This window comes from Thermofilum adornatum, from assembly GCF_000446015.1.
GTDB lineage: Archaea > Thermoproteota > Thermoprotei > Thermofilales > Thermofilaceae > Thermofilum > Thermofilum adornatum.
Genome location: NC_022093.1, coordinates 468,501 through 488,889 on the forward strand (window position 1 = coordinate 468,501; position 20,389 = coordinate 488,889).

A 20,389-nucleotide genomic window follows, 5' to 3' on the forward strand; every position below is an offset into this window, starting at 1 on the left:
AGGCTGTGGCTGTGGACTGTTGTTTTGGGGGCGCTCGTTTTAAATAGGTCTCTACGTATCTAACAATGCAATGATGATCCTTGTAAGGTCTGTATAGGTGATGTGTCGAACCCCGCTGAGCTAGAAATTCTTTAAAGCGGCATTGTTGTTTCGTTTTTGTGGGTGGGTGCCAGTATATTGTGGCTATAGAGGTGCTTGAGCCGTTTATAAGCAAGTGGATGTTCCACGAGTTAAAGCATGTGTTAGAGGTGCTTCCCGGGGACTGTGTTCACATTTATAACGTTAGGAGGGAATGCGAGGTCTCCATTCTTGCGGGTCTTTTCGGCTATGTGTCTCAGGGGAGCATAGCGGAGAGCGGGGACTTGCAGCGGTTTGACAGGGTGTTGGTGCTTGATCCACGTGCAGAAAAAGCGCTCTCGCCGGGGGACTTCTCGGGCCGGGTTCTAGTCGTTGTTGGTGGTATTATGGGTTCGCATCCACCTTCTGGGAGAACCCATAGAGAGCTGACTAGCAGGCTTTCCGTGGGCGAGGCGAGAAATATTGGGGCTGGGCAGTATACGATTGACGGCGCAGTATATGTGGCTAGCGAGGTTGCGAGGGGGAAGAGGTTGGAGGAGGTCCCCTTTGTTGACGGGCTGACTTTGACGGGTGAAGGTTTCGAGGTGTTTTTGCCGTATCGCTACCCATTGAGGAACGGTGCCCCGTTTATTTCTGAGGAAGAGAAAAGATACATTCTAGAGGAGCTAGAGGAGGACGAGTACCAGTTTTTATCCCAGGGCAGGCCCCCGGCCATATGCTAGAGACATGTTGCCGTGCCGGCGCCAAGCCCTCTTGGTTCTTGTTCAACGGTGCGTTTACTCGCTTGTCTTGACTCTTTCTACAGATACGAGGTCGGTTGAGCCGCGTCTCCTGCCAGACGTGAAGACTACTAGTTCTCCCACGTTGACTAGGCTGTTTTCGAGGGCTTTTGCGAGCATTTTCTGGAAGATTTCTGGGTCGGTTTTTTGTATCTCTGGATAGTAGAGTGGGGTTGCCCCGCTCATGAGGTTTGTGTAGCGTGCTGTTTTGAGGTCGTTTGTAATGAGTATTACTGGTTTCTGTGGCCTGAACTTTGAGAGCCGTCTCGCGGTGTTTCCCTTTTCGGAGAACGCTATGATCTTTGCGTTGATTATTTTTGAGAGGAGAACTACTCCTTCCGCTATCGACTCGTATAGGTCGGCCTTGTCTGACGTTATCTCTAGGGGTTCTGGGGGGAGTTTCTCTGCCTCTGTGATTATTTTCTTGAGCCAGACAACTGATTCTACTGGGTATTTGCCCGCGGCTGTTTCTCCTGCAAGCATGAGGGCGTCGGCCCCCATTCGGACCGCTGTTATGACGTCTACGACCTCGCTCCTGGTGGGAATGGGGTTGTTGATCATTGATTCTAGGAGCTGGGTGGCAACTACGCTTGGTTTTCCCTGTCTTCTAGCCTCTCTTATTATGAAGTTCTGTAGCCTGTAGATTTCTTCTAGCTCATAGTAGTTTGCTAGGTCGCCTCGCGCAACGAGGACTGCGTCGCTCAGCTGGAGTATGCTTTCAAGGGACTCCACTGCGCTTTTCGTCTCTATCTTTGCCATTATCTTGACGTCTTCTGCGCCCAGGTCGAAGAGAGTGTCTCGTAGTTGCTGTATGTCTTGAGGCTTTCTTACAAAGCTGAGAGCAATAACATCGAAGCCTGTTTTAACTGCGAACTCTATGTCCTTCATATCCTTCTCTGTGATCGTGGGTAGCGGGACATCCTTGCCCCTAATTGTTACAGTCTTCCTGGGCTTGACTTCGCCTTCTACCACCGCTTGGCAGACGGCTTCGCCGGCGCCGACCTTTGTGACTCTAAACGTGAGTGCGCCTCCTTCGACTAGTACCTCGTCTCCCTCCTTAGCTATTTCAAAGAACGGGGCATAGGGGACTGGGACTTTTTTGCTCTCGGCTGTCTCTTTCGCGTTTACAAAGACTACGTCGTCTCCTGGGTTAACCCTGAAGCTGTTGAAGTTTCCTAGACGTATTACTGGTCCCTGCAGGTCTCCCAGTATCGTTATTGGACGTGTCTGGGTCTCGAACTTTCTGAGAGTATCTACTATTTCCTTGTATTTTTCATAGTCTGCATGGGAGAAATTTAGCCTGAATATTCTTACCCCTTCCAAGATTAAGCGTTTTATTGTTTCCTCGCTCCAAGATGCGGGTCCAAGCGTTGCCACGATCTTAGTTCTTTGCATGGGTTTTGTTTGCCTGGATTTAATATAAAGCTATGTTTGTTCCTCTTTTTGGCCTAATAGAAGCCACAGGAGATAAATTATCCTCGCGTTCTCTTCGACAAATTTTTTGAAGAATTCGTCGTAGGTTTCGCTTACCATGTCTGGATAAATTTTCCTGGAGTTTTTTACCTTCAGCTGGAGGTTTGTTATCTTGAGTTCTAGGTCTTCTAGCCTAATGGGCTGTGTTACCCCTATTGCCCTGTATGCGTCGCTTCCAAGGAACTGCCTAATGGTCAGGAGGGTGGCAGGCGAGCCAAATTTTTCTTCGGCTTTCTGCTTGAGGTCTATGACTAGTTTGAGCTGGATGAGTCCGCTTAGGAGGGCTGCCTGGTATGTTAGGCCAGAATTGTGGAGCTCGCTTCTTACCCTGTCAAGGTCATAGACCAGGATCTTAAAGCCACTATTGACAAGATTCATGAGCGTGTTGTTTACTGTGTCTACGGGGCCGCTTGACTTGTAGTAGTACTTGTCGAACGAGGATACCTTGGCTTCTTCCCCGTCGTAGATGCAGATATAGGTTCTGAGGACTTCTCCCGTCTCTGTTAGGGGGATCTGGAGGGTTTCCATTGATAATACTTTGAGGTGCCTGCCAGGCTTCGGCACGAAGAACTCTTTTCCGCCAAACTGAAGTCTTATCTTGTTCTTTGCAAGTATATATTCCAGGACCCTCTTCGCAAACATTTTCGCAATGTCCCAGCTCCCAGACAGCGAGACCCATTCAACGTGTGCCTCCTCGTCCCTCTGCAGAAGGTATATCTCGCTGAGATCAGAGGGGGCGAAGCCGTCTATTTCATTGTAGATTTTTGCCCAGTCTAGCTTCTCGATGTAGCCTGCACATTCTTCTTCCCACAGTACAAGGGTTTTCCTGCCCCCAAAAGATGAGAGGGAATATGAGAATGTCCACAGGGGAAGATTGTATTTTTCGCGCAGAAAGACTGAAAGCGTGGCCAGCCCGAGCCTTATCTTGTTGGTGTCTTCCCGAGAATCGAGCTCGTATAGTTCTCCGTACGTGAAATCACTGTACCTGCCGGCCACGAATCCTGGAACCTCTATTACCTTGCGTCTATGCAGGATGAGCGTTTTTCCGGAAAGGTCGTACACTTGGCCCCTCTCGCTCTCCGTTATCCAGAGAACCTTGTAGGGGAGCTTAATGTACATCCCGAAGCCAGTAGTTGGCGGTATCACGTTGCTGACGGCTTCTGAGCGTAGCAGCCCCCTATAGAAGTCTCTGTAGAGGCTTGGTTGCTCGCCCCACTGTATCTTTGTTTTTTTGTATTCCTCGATGGTGTAGGCTAGGGCATCGTGGCTGTAGAGGAGCTGCTCGCTCAATGGATACACTTCTATTTTCCTGACTACTCTCCCCTTGCTACCGCCGATCTGAATATTTGCAACGATGCCATCACTAGTGTAGTCGAAGCATCCAACTTGGAACTTTTCCACGAGGTCAGAGAACGAGACGTCTTCTAGGTATTTCTCTGACGAATCTATCTTGAAGACTCTTTTCACGCCGAACGGTGGGGCATATTCGTAAAAGTTGATATAGTACCATGCCTGTTCCCCTCTTTTGGTGAGCCTGTTCCCCTCGAGAAGCCCTAGACTCTGCAGGAACTCTGCTTCGCTTCTTGACAGCTTTTGTCTCGCCTTTACCTTGAATAGGTAATAGAACAAGTATGCATACTTGTTGTCCTTGTTTATCAGCGTGATTTCTAGTGGAGACTTCACCCAGCTAAAGAAGGCGTCTACGCCACGCGAGAGTAGTTCGCGGTCCCACCTAGAGATAGGTATTATTATAGACTCGGTAAACTCTTGTTCAAGCCTTCTACCTTTTCTTCCCTCCTTTTGGTAAAACTCCCTTACATCTTCTGGAAGCCCAAGATGTATTATCCTGGCTATGGTTCCAATGTCTATTCCCTGGGCAAGGGTCTTCGGAGAAATAATGATCCTTATTTCTCCCTTTCTGGCTTTTTCCTCTATTTCCTCTCTTTGCCTTTTCGAAACAAGGTGGTGATGTGTAGCCACGAGTTCAAGGTTTTTCTCGCCGAGCCGGCTCCTCAGCTTCCTGTAGAGGTCTTCTGCAGACTCAATACTACGTGTAAAAACAACAGTAACGACGTCGTCCTCCAGATATGAGGAGACAATTTCCACGGGGTCTATAAAAGGCGATGGGACATCTACTCCAAGCGCCCTGAAGACCTCCACTATTTTGTACAAGTTTTTCTTGAAAAGGTCGAAGTCTTTTAGTGAACGCTTTATGTCTTCACCGACTCCGGCCTCTTCGAGCAGATATGCGTGTTCCTGTGCAAACTTCCATAGTTCTTCCAAGTTTTTCCCGAGAACCAGTATGTACTTGTTCCTCCTCTTGAAGGGCTTACCTTCTATAACCACGCATTCACGTGAAGTTGTCTCTGTCAGCATGGCGCATAGCTCCTCGGGGTTCGAGATCCCGGCGGTCAGCACAGCTACCTGTAGCTGTTGCCTGATTTCAGAGAGAATCTTTAGCATAGAATAGAGTAGGGCGATTTCTCTTGGGCTATAGAAGTCTACCTCGTCTATAACGATTAGGTCTAGATTGTTAAGGAAGGCATACAGGATTGAGCTGGAGGGTTTTGTAGCTATTCTCTTTATCTCCATTAGCATGAAGGCTGGATTAGTCACAACGATGTCTGCCTCTTTTAGTTCTCCTCTCAGCGTAGAAATCTTCTTTCCGTCTCTTAGCAACTGCTCTTTCGAAACAGAGTCTATCCTTGCAGTCTTTATGCCAAGGCTACGTGAGTAGTCCTCTATCCTCTTCAACTGGTCAGAAGCAAGGGCCAGCGTGGGGTAAATTGCCAGGGTCTTTTTGCGGTGTTTCCACGCATATATGAACCATGCCTCCGTCTTCCCACTGCCAGTTCCAGCCCTCAGTATAATGTTTTTTCCCTCGGTCAGAGCCTGGAGTGCCCTTAACTGATGCACGTATATTTTTCTCGTCAAAAGTTTCCCAAGTAGTCCTTCAGCCCCGCTTATGCCAAATAGCTCTGAGAACGTTGTTTCAAGCGTTTCCGGCTCTGACTCCGGCTCCTCGCCTGTAGTGTAGTAGTAGGACAGCTTGTCTAATAATGTCTCCGAATTAAGCATGTCTTCCTAGCGTTGCGATATTTCTAGGCATTATTTTACCCTTTTGCTGTTTTTCATTTCGTATATAACTTTATAAGGAGAGTAGGTCTTCAACCTTAGAGTAATATGCATCCATTCATCAAATGGCTGTTTGATGTTGCTAATTGGGTAGGAGGCTACCCAGGGATTTTTGTCATTTCTCTTCTTGGTAACCTCCTGCCGTTTATGCCAATTCCCTACCTTTTCGTGGTATATCTCTATGCGACCTTTATTCCTGGCTCCAACCCAATCTTGGTTGGTATCGTGAGCGGCCTCGGTGGTGGGGTAGGCAAGCTTCTTGTCTACCTGGCTAGCAGGGAAGGTGCACATGTAGTTTTAAGCGAGGAGTCACAGAAGAGATATGAGCGAATCGGCAAGCTACTAGGAAACTATGGCGCCCTAATGGTCTTTCTCTTCGCAGTTACACCTTCTCCCGACGACGTAATTATTATCCCGCTTGGCCTCATGAAGTATGACCCCCTAAGGTTCTTCGTCGCAGTTACAATCGGAAAAATAATGATCAGCATTGCTACTGCATATTTAGGTAAAACTGTTGCATTTTTGACAAAAGAAAGCCTCCTATATGAGATCATAACATCCATACTTCTCTTTTTATTTGTAATGATATTGCTAGTTATCGTTGACTGGGAACTACTTCTAACAGACCTAGGAGAAAAGGGACTGCAGAGATTCCTCATGGAACTTAGGAGGAACGGCTTCTCAAGGTATCTCAGAAGAACTAATCGAGCAAGAGAAGACACGGGAAATTCTAAGTCCTAATAATCTCAACCCTCAAATAAAAAAGGATATTAAGCTGGAAAACTCCTGGTTTCTTCGTGGCCGAAAAAGACTATAAGTATGAAATCGAGATAATCAAGCTCGAAAAGCCTCTGAAGATTGACGCAAAGCTTCTAGAAGACCTAAAGCAGGCCAAGCTTTCCAGAAAAATGATTGCAGAAATGAAGAAAGAGGCTGTAAACTGCCCTGTTCTAGGCACACAGGTGCCGTTCCTACAATGCTATAACTGCAAGAACTTTGTCCGCAGAGTCAAGGGAAAAGTTTATTGTAGAGGCAACCCACTCTAAGATAAAGCTATGGAGAACCGTCCGGGAATAGAACAAATTGAAGAGACTGCAAAGAAATACTATTTTCCCGACAAGGATTTTTCCATTGAAAAACGCCAAGTAGAAGAGCTTCTCGAGGAGTCAAAAAAGACGCTATCTCGGGAAACTATAGTCATAGATGCAGAGACGGGCAAGGTGCTCTTTGTGGGAGATACTCATGGGGACATTGAAAGTACAAAAAACGCGTTGCTGAAGGCGGTTGAATTATCGGTAGACAAAGTTGTATTCTTGGGGGACTACGTTGACAGGGGGCCCTACCAGTTGGGAAATATTCTCTTTCTGTTAGAAGTAAAAAACATGTATCCAGGGTGGGTCTATCTTCTCAGGGGCAACCACGAAACAAGGGTGATGAATGAGGCGTATGGTTTCCTTAGAGCCGTGACTCGTATATATGGGCCAGGTTTGTACGACGTGTTTGAAGAATTGTTCTCGAACCTTAGTCTAGCATTTTTGTTGAACAAAAGAATACTTGCCGTACACGGGGGAATACCTATTCGACCTATATCTATCGAAGAAATTCGCGGAATTCCCAAGGGTCTAAAAGACCATGAGATTGAAGGGAACGATATAGTTCTCCAGATGCTCTGGAATGACCCGGACGAGTACATTGAGGACTATGCCGATAGCCCTAGGGGTCCAGGCATCTATCTCTTCGGCAAAAGAATTTTTGAAGAGTTTATGTCTAGAAACAGCCTAGATTTGCTTATAAGGGCTCATGAGCCGGTAGAAAATGGTGTCAAGTATTTGTTTGATGGGAGGCTGGCCTCAGTTTTTAGTTGCAGGTTTTACGGTATTTCGCCTGCGGCATTGCTACTGGATGGTAATAAGAGAGAAATTGTAACGCTCTAGTTTTGCGTCTAGTATGTTACGCGTAGTTTGAACTCTGCCTTCTTTCCTATGTTCCAGTTTCTGACTGGCCTATAGTATCCGACTATCCTGCTCCAGTGGTCTACCTCGTTGCTGCCGCAGTGTGGACAGGTGTCTATGTATCCCGTCACGCTTTTTCCACATTTTCTGCAGACGGTTATTGTTGGGGTTATGCTGAAGTAGACTACCTTCGTGTTTGTGGCTATCCTGTATATGAGGTTTCTAAGTGCCTTGGGGTCTGGCTGCTCGTGTAGGAATAGGTGCATCATTACTCCTCCCGTAAATTCTTGCTGAACCTCGCCTTCCCATATTGCTCTCTGGTATATGGGGACATCAGCATAGTATGGCACGACGCTGTTGCTGTAGAAGTACGCGGTGCCATCCGTGGGTATGAGTATGTCGCCGTTTTGCAGCTCTTCCTTGAAGAGCTTCACGTCTGCCGAGGCGAGTTTGTAGCCTGTGCTCTCGCCTGGTATCTCTTCAACGTTGTATAGGACGCCGTCTTTCTGTTCAAGCTCTTGTGCCCTCTCCCTTATGAGCGACACCATCTTTTTCTCGATGTCTATTGCCTCCTTCATGTCGCTTGTAGAGCCCTCGAACCACAGCTTGGGGTTTCTCATGAAGTTTGCAGAGGCTTCAGGTAAACCAATCACGCCGATAGTGTTGAAGTGGTGTTTAAAGTGCCCGAGGTAGGTCTTTGTAAGAGGCATCAATCCAGCCTTAAGAGATTTCTCATATCTCTTTCTAAGGGTGTTTAGCACGCTCCTGGCATTTTCCAGCAGAGAGTCCAACAGTTCCTCGAATCTAGGCCACTCTCCCCTGCTAAGTATCGCTAGCCTTGGCAAGTTAAGCGTAACAACGCCTATGCTCCCGGTGGCGTCTGGCAACGCCCATATACCGTAGGCTCTGGAGTTCTCTTTGGACTTCATGAATTTTTCAAACGCGTCCTCTTCGTCTGCATGGTCAAGCTTGAGCTTGAGCCCGTTGGACGCCCCATTCATTACGTGGCTTACGTCGATTGTGAGGCGGCAACACATCGCGTAGAGAGCTTCAACGTTGCTTGCATAGCCGTTGAGCAGGTATGCGGAGCCCTTCCTAGACAACGTCTCGAAGAATACATCTGTGAAATCTCCCCATCTCCTGCCGTTCCAGTCGAAATTCTTGGTAAGCATCACTGTTGGAATGGGGAAGGTGAAGGGTTGCCCAATTGCGTCCCCGTCCCTATAAAGCTCGAATAACATCCTGTCGGCTATTAGTGCCTCTTCCACGTAGTCTCCAAGGGTTCCCTTCTTTTGTCCCCCAATTATCGCCTCTCCTTCAAGCATGTCTTTGCTAGTATCCATCACTATCGTTATATTGGTGAATGGGCTTTGATAGCCGGCTCTAGCCGGATAGTTAAGCTCGAAAAGCATTCCCTGGAGTATCTGCTTTACCCTCTCTGGCGACAAGGCGTCTTTAGCTATGAATGGAGCAATGAATAGGTCGAAGGCGCTGACTGCCTGCGCGCCTGTCCACTCCTGGGCACCCATAAAGAAGAAGTTCGTTAGATGGGCAACGGCTGTGTCGAGGTGCTTAGCTGGAGAAGAAACAATCGTGGGAGTCTTAAGACCCATCTGTAGAACCTTCTTGTAGCTCCATCCGGCACAGTAGGGTATCCAGAGCGCGTCTGGAAGCTTGTGTATGTGCAGATCCCCCCTAAAGTGTTGCTCGACGGCTCCTGCAGGCAGGTACTCTGCAAGTACTTCTCTGCGTTTAACCATTTTCTCGAAGAGATAATTCCTAAAATTACTGTAACTAACATTATGATTAGCGTTTTCATTTTTCTCCCAATCTAAATCCGAAAGATACGATCTCTCAAACTCAACAATTTCTGGAACCTTTTTCTGGGCAACAGTTTCAACCATAGTGATCACGTAGATGTGTATGTGCAGACAAGTTTTTCACTGTCTGGAAATATATGCAGGAAGAACTCATAATCGAAAATGAATATCATAGTAAAAATGCTAAGACTAAATTTATTTTATGACTTTTTACAAAATTTCTCTATCAAGTATATCGAAAAATCTAGATAGTTTTTCGTTGCTTGTAGTAGATCAATTAAAGGCTAAGTGTTCATCTTTTGTAGTTTCTCCCATAGTAGGTCTTAACATTAATAATAAAAATATCTTCATTCCTATACATACAATCGGTAAGTATGACTGACCCGAATCTTGAGAAGTTTTTTAACCCCGAGAGCATTGCTGTTATTGGGGCTTCCCGGGAAGAAGAAAAGCCCGGCCACGTCATCTTTAAGATTCTGCTTGAAAACAGGAAGAGGGGCCTCTTAAAGGCAAGGGTTTACGGGGTGAACCCTAAGGCAGACTATATTTTAGGAGAAAAAATCTATCCCAGCGTCTCCGCGATACCTGACAACGTTGATCTTGCAGTTATCGTGGTTCCAGCTAACCTCGTAGAGAGCGCGATGGAGGACCTAGGAAAGAAGGGCGTGAGGGCCGCAATAGTGATCACTGCCGGCTTTAGTGAGATTGGCAACGTAGAATTAGAGAGGAGAGTTGTTGATAAAGCCAAAAAGTTTGGAATCAGAATTATGGGTCCAAACTGTGTCGGAGTGTTCTCTGCGTGGAGCGGTGTTGACACTATATTTCTGCCGTACACCAAGGTTCTTGGTGACGGTAGAGAAGTTTTGAGTGCACCAAGACCCGAGAAAGGTTACGTAGCATTAATTTCGCAGAGCGGCGCTGTAGGCACAGCGGCCCTTGACTACATGTCTGGAGAGGGTATAGGGCTTTCACACTTCATCAGTGTTGGCAACAAGGCCGATGTCGACGAGGTCGAGCTGATCGAGTTTTTGAAGAACGATCCACGGACAAGAGTTATACTGCTGTATGTTGAAAACATAAAGGAGGGCAGGAAATTTATAGATATAGTTAGCGAGGTCACAAAGGAAAAACCGGTAATAGCCCTGAAGGCTGGCCGAACAGCGGCAGGAAAACGCGCAGCCGCTTCACACACAGCGGCTATCGCTGGCGTAGACGAAATCTATGATGCGGCGTTCAGGAGGGCTGGCGTTATAAGGGCAAACGACATCGAGGAACTGTTTGACTTGGCAAAGGCATTTGTCAAGCAGCCTCCCGCCAGGGGAAACAGGATTGGAATAATCACCGATGGGGGCGGCGCAGGGGTCATGGCTACGGACATGGCCGAGATGCTTGGCTTGAGGGTTCCCGAGCTCAAGGGCGAGGCTCGGGAAAAGCTGGAAGAGCTGAAGGATAAAGGTTTTCTACCCAAATATTCACAGCTGTCAAACCCAGTTGACTTAACAGGCTCTGCTACCAGTGAAATGTTTGTAGAGTCCACCAGGATACTTCTCGAATCAGACGAGGTCGACGCTGTCGTTATTTTGGCTCTGCACCAGGTGCCCGGCATCCCTGACCCAGTAGCCCTCGCACGTGAAATCGCAGGCATTGCCAAGAACTACGATAAACCTGTCGTCGCTGTAGACACTGGGTGGAGCGAGACAGCCATACTGGAAAGAAGGGAATTCGACATAAATGGTATACCAGCGTATCCTACTCCCGAGAGAGCTGTAAAGTCCCTTGCAGGTCTGATTAGGTACGGTGAGTACCTTTCTCGCAAGGGGGTGCTTGATAGATACGTTGAGGGGATCCTAAGGCTAAGGGCTAGAGATTAAGGTTCTTCTCTTTATGTATATCTTTTTATATATATATAATGAGGTATTTGTTAATAGTAAATATTGAAAAATTTATATTGGTTTAGCCAACTGTTATATGAGGAAAATTGTCGCTACCAGAAAAAGTTGCAAGGTTTAGGGCAGCGGCTCCAGCTGAGCAAGAAGTAGCATTGCTAAATGCAATTATAAGTGTTGGCAGTGTCCACTTGGAAAGCGAGCTTGGGTCTTTGAAGAGTGCTCTACCAGAGCTTCTTGTAGATGTCCTAGAAGGCAGAGTGAACTATGCTAACCTGAATGTTGACGAGGCCTTAGAGGTTGCAAGGAAGGTTCTCCGCCCAGAAGACCCGTTCCTGCTTAAGCTAGAGGACAAGGTAAAGGAATTGAGACAAGTAGAGTTTATAGAGAAAATTTTGGATAAGCTTGGTGGAATAGGGGTTTCGCCTGACAGCTTCGGCAAACAGCGTCTCGGCGTCATAACGGGCTTTATGCTGGTTAGAGATGAGAACGTGCACGATGCCATAAGTGAACTTGTAAATGCTGGGATAATTGTTAGACGTGCAAGAGTCTCACCCGAGCACCACATAGTCATCATGATTTACAGCGTCAACAAGAGCCAAGAGGTAGATGCAGTAAAGAAAAAATACTCTTTAGGCATACAGTTACCGCAGTGGTTCTTTGAGCCCCTAGAAACGGCAAAGAGAAGGGCCGAGGAAGAAAAAACCAGGATCAAAAAAGAGATAATAGAGACGCTCGTAGAGATTGCTGGTGTCCTAAGAGACGCCTTTGAATTTGAAAGAGCCACTAGGATAGAAATTATCTCTAACACCTTGAAGGCAATAGAAAACGCTGAAAAGAACATCCAAGAACTAGAGAGACTCTTCACTGAACTCATGGCTTTTAACATCGTGCACGGGATCTGTAGAAAGAGAATCACTGTTTTCGAAGAAATCGGCCTTAAAAAACCAGTATGTGAGCTTTTAAGAAACATACTCAATAACGAAAAGGTTACACGTCAACAGTTCAGGAGAGTGCTGGCTCATATCTTTTCCCAGGAGGAACTAGACGAAATCGAAAACGAATATACAAGGCTTCTCTCTCTACAAAGCCTGTATAAAGCCTTGGGGACACTAAAATTAGAAGAATTAGCCGAGAAAAGCGTTTACATTGTGGCATCAGGAGGACAAAGACTAGAAGAAGTAGAGCGCCCAGAATACATTGTGAGTTATGGGTACAAGACTATAAACAAGTTTGCTGACGAAGACATGCGTATCTACATCTTCTCAGTCCCGGAGGAAACCTCGTCAGCTTTAGTCAATTATTTGAAGGACAGACTGAGGGCACAAGTAATTGTTGTAACTAGAGACAGCCAAGCTTTTAACAATACTCAGGAACAGCTTGCTAGAAGCCTAGAAACTGTAAAAAACAGTCTTTTGACAACTATAGTCTCAAGGAGCATCTTTAAAACAGGTACAAAGCCTGAAAGGATCCTCTCAATACTTAACAATGAGGAGCTGAAAAAAGCCTACAGCTACATATCCCAGCTTAAAAGTGGTGTTCCACAGAGGGGGCTACCAGAGGGAGACATATATTCATATCTAAAGTCTCTAACAGGGCTCGCAGATGAGACTTCCGAGGAGATAAGCCATGTGCGCGAGGAAATAGAGTTTGTAAAAGAGGTTCCATGTGAAAACGTTACGGAGAGACTCAGAAACATTGAAAAATCCCTCGTAGATGTCTCGAGCAAGCTTGTCGAGCTACTTTCATACAAATCCGTCGTTGAAACAATGTTTAGGGCACAGCCACTCTTGAGTGAGATCAGGGTCTTCAGAAGCAGGAGAATCACGGTCATAGAGGGGTATGTCCCAGTAAAATATGTCCCACTGCTAGAACAAACACTAAAAAGCAAGGTGCCGAGACTCTTGTACTTTAAGTACTTCGAAATCCCGAGGACAGCCACTGCTCCTACCTATGTCGAAAGAAAAGGCTTGAAGAAATACTTGTACACGCTTACGTCGATGAGGGGTACACCAGCCTACTGGGAGTTAGACCCAACACTCATCTTTACAGGGCTATTCATAGTCATGTATGGAATGATGTTCGGCGATATTGGACACGGACTAGTACTCTCGCTGTTCGGAGCATTCATGTGGAAAACGAAATACAGGCTGTTGGGAATAACAAGGGAGGGAGCAGCCACACTAGGGGTTCTCTCACTGCTAGCAGGACTTGCGAGCATGATTTTCGGCTACATATACGGAACCATGTTTTTCTTGGTGCCGCTCGGCAAACCCATTATTGCGCCTATACATGACGTTTACGGCATAATAGCTGTAGCTCTATGGTTCGGAGTTGCACAGCTAATACTGGCATTCATACTGAACATGGTAAACCTGTGGATATATGGAGACAGGCTTGGAGCCTTGTTCAGTGGCATGGGCGGCGCTGGGCTCGCCTTCTACGGTTCAGGAGTAGTAATCGCGTATAGGCTGGCCACCTCTGGCTTCAATCTAGCCATCCTGTCATCGTCCGAATTAGCCCCGTTCATCTCGGTTCTAGTTATAGCTTTGCTCAGCGTAGTGGGCTACGGCATGTTCGAGGCCTTGCACCGTGGAGAAAAAGAGAAATTTATGCACGCAATCAGCGAAGTCATAGAAATGATTATTGCATTCCCAGCTAACTCGTTGTCATATATACGGCTAGCCGCATTTGCAATGGCACACGAGGCCTTCGGGATACTCGCAGAAAACATGGCCGGCTTTACTGGGCCCATAGCTAGCTACCTTGTGGCAAACTTTTTAGTACTAGGAATAGAGGGGCTGGCCGTCGGCATACAGGCTATGAGACTTACATACTACGAATTCTCCACAAAGTTCTTCAAGGGCACAGGGATAAAGTTCGAGCCCGTTGCTACTCCGATATCAAGCATAGAGAAGACAAAAGCATAAGTAGTTAAAAGAATAATATTCAATAACATTTTTATACTCTTTTTCAAGATATCTTTTTTTGTATGAAGCACAAGAAAATAGCATACCTGTTACTGATGGCCAACATAGTCATCATGGTGCTAGGGCTAAGCGTCCTTGCCCATGCAACCTCGAAAATAGGCACCGTAAATCTCCAAGTACAAGAGACAACTAAAAGGCTAGAGCTTCCAGACGCAATAGCCCTATTGGCTGGAGCAATCGCTGTTGTTGGCTCAACCTTTGCTTCGGGTATAGCACTAAAAGGCGTAGCTACAGCAGGCTTCGCAGCAGCTGCAGAAAAACCCGAGCTGTCCACGTGGCTGCTGATCATGGGCGGTCTAGCAGAAGGTATCGCGGTCTATGGACTGCTACTAGGAATACTGATACTTGGAAAGATATAAAAGAAGATTACTCGAGAAAGATCAAATTTCGAATTATTATTTCTCCCGGCAGGCCAATTGTTTTGCCCAGCAGTATTTTTTCGAGGTTCTGGGCTTCTAGCTTGGCGTAAAAGTTGTATGCATAGACGAATGGAATGGTTGTGAAATGTCTAGTCTCTATTCTAGTTATTATTTTTCTCATTATTGTTTCATGTATAGTCTTTAAGAGGTCAGTTGTTGATTCCTCTTTTAATGTTATTTCTGCTGGTTTAGCGTCTAGGCCTGAGTATTTAGCTAAGTTTTCCACTGTTTGTGGCTTTAGAACTCTTATCCAGTAAGCTAGGTGTAGACTTGCCTCGCTTTTTATGGCTTCTTTTAGCTCGCTTTTCTCCTCCTTATCTATTCTTACAGCATCTAGCTGTTTCATGAGGTAGGCATAGTACTGGAAGTCGAGAAATGCTTCTCTCTCTGCTACCAAGCCCGTAGTAAAGTTGGGGACATTGGTTGTCAGCAGGTAGCTTTCTCTGAGTACCTCCCATATAGAGGACTCTGTTTTTAGGTTTGATATCTTTGCTGGGCCAATGTGCCTCCCGTAGGGGTAGTATATGACTGGCCTTGCGTAGCCGAGTATGTGTCTTAGCTGTATCTTTATGTTTTCAATTTCAAGCCTGTCTAAGAGCGCATAGATGAATGGCGAATATTCTTGTGACGCTTTTGCCAGGAGGCTTATGCGTGAAACGTATACCCGGTATATTTTTTCTAGTTTTTCTTCTAGTGTATCCTTCTCGCCAATCAACGAGTAGTCTTTGAAGGCGCCTACATCTTTGTCTCCATTTACTATTTGTTCGTAATCGTTCCTGGTTAGGAGCCTGGATTTTAAGCCGTGGGCCCTTACAGCAATATAGTTTTCCATTACTTGCCACCTAGGATTTTTACACGTACGAAGTCTTCTAGCTCCTCGTCTACTACTTTTTCTTCGACCCTTCTTAGTGCTGACTCGAGCTGTGGGATGACGTTTTTCTCGAGGCTGTTCACGACTCTGTTTATGTAGAGTAGCTGGTCGCTTATCTTCTCTACTGCTACCTCCTTGTTAGCTACATCGATCATTGTCTTGACGGCGTTCCACAGGTTCTCGATAACTCTCCGGTAATCGGGATCTGCTAGCCTCGTCCAGTCGGGCTCCTCTGTTATCCTTATCTGGGGGACTGGTATGCCTTGGTAGCTGACTATTATGTGTGTGAGTTTAGGCGGCCTTACCAGTGATGACATTGATCTAAACTCGTGTTCGCCCCTGGCCATACGCATTATGGCGGCGTACCTTGCAGCCTCTATGAATTGTTTCTCTGCCTCCGGCCGCTTCCTCAACTCGTCCATAATTGCTAGAACTTCTTTGGCGAGCTGGTCGCGCCTCATCTGCAGGACGTCTTTACCCCTCTTTACGAGCTCAAGCTTTCTTCGTAGATACTGTAGTGTGCCCCTCGAGGCCGGGAGAAAGGCTAATTCTTGTAGGGCCATAGTCTTCCCTAGCTCCTGTACTTTGGATGATATTTTTCGATAATTTTTTGCGGAATCCTTACTAGTTCTTCTTCTGGGAGTATTGAGAGGACTTGCCATCCAATGTCGAGTGTTTCCTCGATTGTCCTGTTCTCGTAGAAGCCCTGGTTGACAAACTTGTTTTCGAATTCTTCTGCAAACTTTAGGAAGCGCCTGTTTCTCTCGCTTAGTCCAACCTCGCCTATAATCCTGGCTAGGTCTCTTGCCTTCACGCCCCTTGAGTAGGCGTCGTAGAGCTGGTCGGCGAGGTAGCGGTGGTCTTCACGTGTCTTTCCGGGTCCTATTCCTGACTTCATTATCCTGCTCAGGCTTGGCAGAACATTGATTGGCGGGTAGATTCCTTGTGCATACATTTCTTGTGCCAAGAAGATTTGTCCCTCAGTTATGTATCCCGTTAGGTCGGGGATTGGGTGCCTGAGGTCGCCGCCTGGCATTGTTAGTATTGGGAAGAGAGTGACTGTCCCTTTCTTGCCTTTTATCACGCCTGCCCTTTCATACAGCGTGGCGAGGTCGCTGTATAGGTATCCTGGGTAACCCAGACGTCCTGGGATTTCTCCTCTGGCGGAGCTTACTTCGCGGAGGGCTTCACAGTAGTTTGTCATGTCAGTCATGATTACTAGGACATGCATGTCTAGGTCGAATGCTAGGTATTCTGCGACGGTCAGGGCTATCCTGGGGGTCCATAGCCTTTCTACTGCTGGGTCGTCAGCCATGTTTAATATTGCGACTAGTCTCTCTATTGCTCCTGTTTCCCTGAACTGCTCTAGGAAGAATTCTGCCTCTGTTTTCCTTAGACCTATACCTGCGAATACAACTGCGAACTGTTCTCCTTCGCCTCTAACTGTTGCCTGTCGGGCTACCTGTGCGGCTAGGAGGTTGTGGGGTAGCCCTGAGACGCTGAATATTGGAAGCTTTTGTCCTCTGATCAAGCTGAAGAGCCCGTCTATGGCTGAGACACCTGTCTGGATAAAGTCTTTGGGGTATTCCCTTGACACAGGGTTTATTGGCTCGCCAGTGATTTCTCTGAGCTCGCCCGTGACTATTGGAGGCAACCCGTCGCGTGGCTCGAAGCGTCCGTTGAATATTCTGCCGATTACGTCCTCTGAGACCCTTATTTTGAATGTTGAGCCCGTAAACTTGAGGACGGTGTCTGTGTCGAGGCCTTCTCTGTCGCCGAGAACTTGTACGGTCGCTTGTCCTATTTTTGTCTCGAGTACGCTGCCAAATCTCTCGCGGGCGTCTTTACCGAAGATCCTGACAACCTCGTTGTATGCGGCGTCCTCGATGCCGTCGACGATAAGGAGGTTGCCTCTGATCTCTCGTACTCCTCTGTATATTCTTCCTGGATACAGCTGTATCAATTTCTGGAGCATTGTTTCTGCCATCAGGCTACCACCTCTTTAGCTGTAACGCCTATCGTTACGCCGTGTCTTTTAGCTATCTCGTCCAGCTTGGACATGACCCTGTCATACAGCTCCTTCACGGCTGCGAGCCCTCTCTCGTCTTCTTTTACTCGCATCATCTCGTATATTTCTGGCAACTTGGATATTTCCTCGATTGATACACGTCTCCTGATGAGTTCATATGACTTGTCGAAGAAGTCCATCATGAGCTTGAGGAGCCAGTACTGTTTCTCTGGTTTGCAGAAGACGTCTTCGCCGCTGAGGGCTGTCTGCCTCAAGAATCCCTCCTTTATTATTTCGGAGGTCAAGAGTATTAGGCGCTGGTCGTCTGGCAGTGCTCCTTCACCCACGACGGAGGCTATTGCCTCTATCTCGCTTGCAACGGTTAAGAGCCTGAGGGCTTTCTTCCTGTACTTTGGAAATTCTGGAGAGACGTTCTTCACCCACCACTTTTCAACGATGTCTGCGTACTGGCTGAAGCTTTTAAGCCAGTTTATTGCTGGGAAGTGGCGCCTGTATGCCAGGTCCGTGTCTAGTGCCCACATTGTTCCTACGAATCTCAGGGTGTGTATTGTTACTGGCTCGTTGTAGTCTCCTCCAGGAGGCGAAACAGCGCCTAGGACTGTAACTGACCCGCTTCTTTCTGGTTGCCCCAGCGCCAATACGCGGCCTCCTCGCTCATAGAACTCTGCTATTTTGTCTGGAAGGTAGGCTGGGTATCCCCTTTCTACAGGCAGTTCTCCAAGCCTGCCGGCTATTTCTCTGAGTGCCTCTGCCCATCTGCTGGTTGAGTCGGCTATCAGCGTTACGTCGTAGCCCTGGTCCCTATAATATTCAGCAATAGTTACGCCCATATAGATTGAGGCCTCCCTTGCGGATACAGGCATGTTGGATGTATTCGCGATGACAATGCTCCTCTCGATAATTGGACGACCTGATTTGGGGTCCGTTAGCTCTGGAAACTCCTTCAACATTTCCGCAATCTCGTTGCCACGCTCGCCGCAACCAATATAGACAACTATCTGTGAATCGCTGTACATCGAGACCTTGTGCAGTGTTACTGTTTTACCGGTTCCGAATCCTCCGGGGATAGCTCCTGCTCCGCCTTTAGCTATTGGGAAAAACGTGTCTATGATTCTTTGCCCAATCAAAAGGGGAACCTCGCTGGTAAGCCTTTCCTTGTAGGGGCGTGCCTGCCTGACTGGCCACTCTTGCTTCATTGTTAGTTCTTGTCTTTTACCGTTGTTTTCAATTACGAGGACGGGGTCTTCGACTGTGTAGTCTCCTTCTGGGACAACTTCCACCACTGTTCCGCTGACGCCTATTGGCACCATTATGCGGTGTTCGACGAGTGGTGTCTCTGGGACGACACCTATTATGTCTCCACTTGAAACCTTTGTCCCTTTCTCTACCTTAGGGACAAAGTGCCATTTCTTGTTCCTGGGTAAGGGATTAACCTTGACACCCCTCTTTATAAATGGGCCTACAAGTTCCTCTATGTTTTTAAGCGGCCTCTGTATACCGTCAAATGTTTGTGCCATTAGTCCTGGACCAAGCTCTGCGACAAGGAGTTTACCCGTGGCTATTACTGGCTCTTTTGGCTTGACACCGCTTGTGTCCTCGTATACCTGTACAGCGAAAGAGTCCTGCATTACTCTTACTACTTCTCCGAGGAGCTCCTCGTTTCCTACGTAGACGACTTCTCCCATCTTTATGTCGGGAATCCCCTTAGCTATTACGACGGGGCCCGAGATGCTGGCAATATACCCCTTTCTATTGCTAGACATCATCAATCCCTATTTTCTAGTTTATGACAAGATTAGAAACAAAGGTTATTATTATTTATTTTTGTATAAGTCCATGGCCGTCGTGGATATGGTGCTCAAACAGAGAAAACGAACTGCAATATATATAGGTGTCATCGTTCTCGGCTTATCAATTTCTATTGTAGGTGCAGCCCCAATAGGCTCAAATACGTACATTATAAAGACAAGCTACATAGTAAATGGTGGATCAGGACAACTGCCGCTTGAAGTTTTCTCCCATAATCTTCACCTTGTCCCGTCACTGCAAGGCTTCCAAGAAAGAGTCTCTGCAAAGCTCTACGTAGATTCTCGAGAAGTAAATTTCTCCATCGGGATAGACGAAGAGGGAAACGAGTACCCATTTGTGAGCCTAAGCTATGCAGGCCGCCTCAACATAACGCTCGTACAAAGAGTCGTCGTTTATCCGGCCTCTGCCCGGGGCTTCTTTAAAACTGCCGACAACTTGCCCTGGCCTCTACGTCCCGAGGATGAACTCCCTAGGAACGGTTTTTGGCGTTGCAACGGGACAAAGATTAACCTACCCTACCTAGAAAATGTTTCTAAAACACTGTCCATGCAGTCTGCGTCACCCATTGAATACGCGGAGAAAATTGTTTCCTGGCTGAAAAACAGGGGTGTTAAATACGACAACAGTTTCGGCGGGGTTGTTTGTCCCTCGCGTTTCCTCGAGCAGGCTAGTGGGGCGTGCGGCGACTATGCCAGCTTTATAGCCGCGCTCTTCAAGATTAGAGGAGTCAAATCCTATGTATTTTATGCCCTGGTGTATGATGCAAAAGCTCTTGTAACCTCTAACTCGACAAATTACTCGTTTGTAACGAGGGGTGCCTATCCACACATGTTTACAGTGATAGATATCGATGGCAAAAGAGTACCTATAGACGCGACCGCGAACACTGGGGATCCAATAAAGGGGGCTTCTGCGGTAGCCCTCGACAATGTAGTTATTCTCTACAAGGTTATGAATAGAGACCCGAATGACTACCTGATACTATATGCCCCAAACAATGATGCCAAGGTATCACTGATAGTAGAGATTATACAGGCAAACACGTCGACTCCCATGCTGGACACCGAGATTCTGCTGGGACTCCTGGCAATAGCACTAGTCCTAATAAGTAAAAGATGGGACACAGTCGAAGAGGATTAATGCTTGCT

At 47.0% G+C, this 20,389-nt stretch carries 15 protein-coding genes; 8 read left to right on the forward strand and 7 right to left on the reverse strand.

The features are described from left to right. Positions 1–179: 179 nt before the first annotated feature. Positions 180–800, forward strand: a complete 621-nt coding sequence (locus N186_RS02565) for an SAM-dependent methyltransferase (protein ID WP_020962216.1) — start codon at positions 180–182, stop codon at positions 798–800. 54 nt (positions 801–854) lie between these two features. On the opposite strand, the gene pyk is transcribed toward N186_RS02565, so the two are convergent. Continuing rightward, a complete protein-coding gene (gene pyk, locus N186_RS02570) occupies positions 855–2,252 on the reverse strand; it encodes a pyruvate kinase (RefSeq protein WP_020962217.1) in 1,398 nt (465 codons plus the stop codon). Positions 2,253–2,282: 30 nt separating this feature from the next. Next, entirely contained in the window at positions 2,283–5,408 is a 3,126-nt protein-coding gene (locus tag N186_RS02575) for a DEAD/DEAH box helicase (protein WP_020962218.1), read from the reverse strand. A gap of 105 nt (positions 5,409–5,513) precedes the next feature. On the opposite strand from N186_RS02575, the gene N186_RS02580 reads away from it, so the two are divergent. From N186_RS02580 to N186_RS02590, 3 genes are read left to right on the forward strand one after another with little or no spacing between them, the layout of a single operon-like run. Further along, on the forward strand, positions 5,514–6,206 hold the full coding sequence (locus tag N186_RS02580) for a VTT domain-containing protein (protein WP_020962219.1): 693 nt from the start codon (positions 5,514–5,516) through the stop codon (positions 6,204–6,206). Between the two features lie 56 nt (positions 6,207–6,262). Then, entirely contained in the window at positions 6,263–6,511 is a 249-nt protein-coding gene (locus N186_RS02585) for a hypothetical protein (protein WP_020962220.1), read from the forward strand. Between the two features lie 9 nt (positions 6,512–6,520). Continuing rightward, the gene (locus N186_RS02590) at positions 6,521–7,399 is read left to right on the forward strand and encodes a metallophosphoesterase (RefSeq protein ID WP_020962221.1); all 879 of its coding nucleotides are present in this window, start codon (positions 6,521–6,523) and stop codon (positions 7,397–7,399) included. Between the two features lie 8 nt (positions 7,400–7,407). On the opposite strand, the gene N186_RS02595 is transcribed toward N186_RS02590, so the two are convergent. Next, entirely contained in the window at positions 7,408–9,321 is a 1,914-nt protein-coding gene (locus N186_RS02595; protein WP_020962222.1) for an anaerobic ribonucleoside triphosphate reductase, read from the reverse strand. 290 nt (positions 9,322–9,611) lie between these two features. Between N186_RS02595 and N186_RS02600 the strand changes: the two genes are divergently transcribed. From N186_RS02600 to N186_RS02610, 3 genes are all read left to right on the forward strand, one after another. Further along, complete coding sequence (locus tag N186_RS02600) at positions 9,612–11,108, forward strand: acetate--CoA ligase family protein (RefSeq protein WP_020962223.1); 1,497 nt, start codon at positions 9,612–9,614, stop codon at positions 11,106–11,108. A gap of 107 nt (positions 11,109–11,215) precedes the next feature. Continuing rightward, complete coding sequence (locus tag N186_RS02605) at positions 11,216–14,053, forward strand: V-type ATPase 116kDa subunit family protein (protein ID WP_020962224.1); 2,838 nt, start codon at positions 11,216–11,218, stop codon at positions 14,051–14,053. A gap of 62 nt (positions 14,054–14,115) precedes the next feature. Continuing rightward, the gene (locus N186_RS02610; RefSeq protein ID WP_020962225.1) at positions 14,116–14,472 is read left to right on the forward strand and encodes an ATP synthase subunit C; all 357 of its coding nucleotides are present in this window, start codon (positions 14,116–14,118) and stop codon (positions 14,470–14,472) included. 7 nt (positions 14,473–14,479) lie between these two features. Here N186_RS02610 and N186_RS02615 read toward each other — a convergent pair whose 3' ends face one another. The 4 genes from N186_RS02615 to N186_RS02630 are packed head-to-tail and all read right to left on the reverse strand — an operon-like array spanning position 14,480 to position 19,195. Further along, complete coding sequence (locus N186_RS02615) at positions 14,480–15,364, reverse strand: V-type ATPase subunit (RefSeq protein WP_020962226.1); 885 nt, start codon at positions 15,362–15,364, stop codon at positions 14,480–14,482. Further along, positions 15,364–15,966 carry a V-type ATP synthase subunit D gene (locus N186_RS02620; protein WP_020962227.1) on the reverse strand — a complete coding sequence of 201 codons (603 nt, stop codon included), beginning with the start codon at positions 15,964–15,966 and terminating at the stop codon, positions 15,364–15,366. Before N186_RS02620 ends, N186_RS02615 begins: the two co-directional genes overlap by 1 nt. A gap of 8 nt (positions 15,967–15,974) precedes the next feature. Continuing rightward, positions 15,975–17,390, reverse strand: a complete 1,416-nt coding sequence (locus tag N186_RS02625) for a V-type ATP synthase subunit B (protein WP_020962228.1) — start codon at positions 17,388–17,390, stop codon at positions 15,975–15,977. After that, positions 17,390–19,195 (reverse strand): V-type ATP synthase subunit A, encoded by a 1,806-nt coding sequence (locus N186_RS02630; RefSeq protein WP_052885502.1) that lies wholly within the window; start codon positions 19,193–19,195, stop codon positions 17,390–17,392. Before N186_RS02630 ends, N186_RS02625 begins: the two co-directional genes overlap by 1 nt. 88 nt (positions 19,196–19,283) lie before the next feature. On the opposite strand from N186_RS02630, the gene N186_RS02635 reads away from it, so the two are divergent. Continuing rightward, positions 19,284–20,381 carry a transglutaminase domain-containing protein gene (locus N186_RS02635; protein WP_020962230.1) on the forward strand — a complete coding sequence of 366 codons (1,098 nt, stop codon included), beginning with the start codon at positions 19,284–19,286 and terminating at the stop codon, positions 20,379–20,381. Positions 20,382–20,389 lie beyond the last annotated feature (8 nt).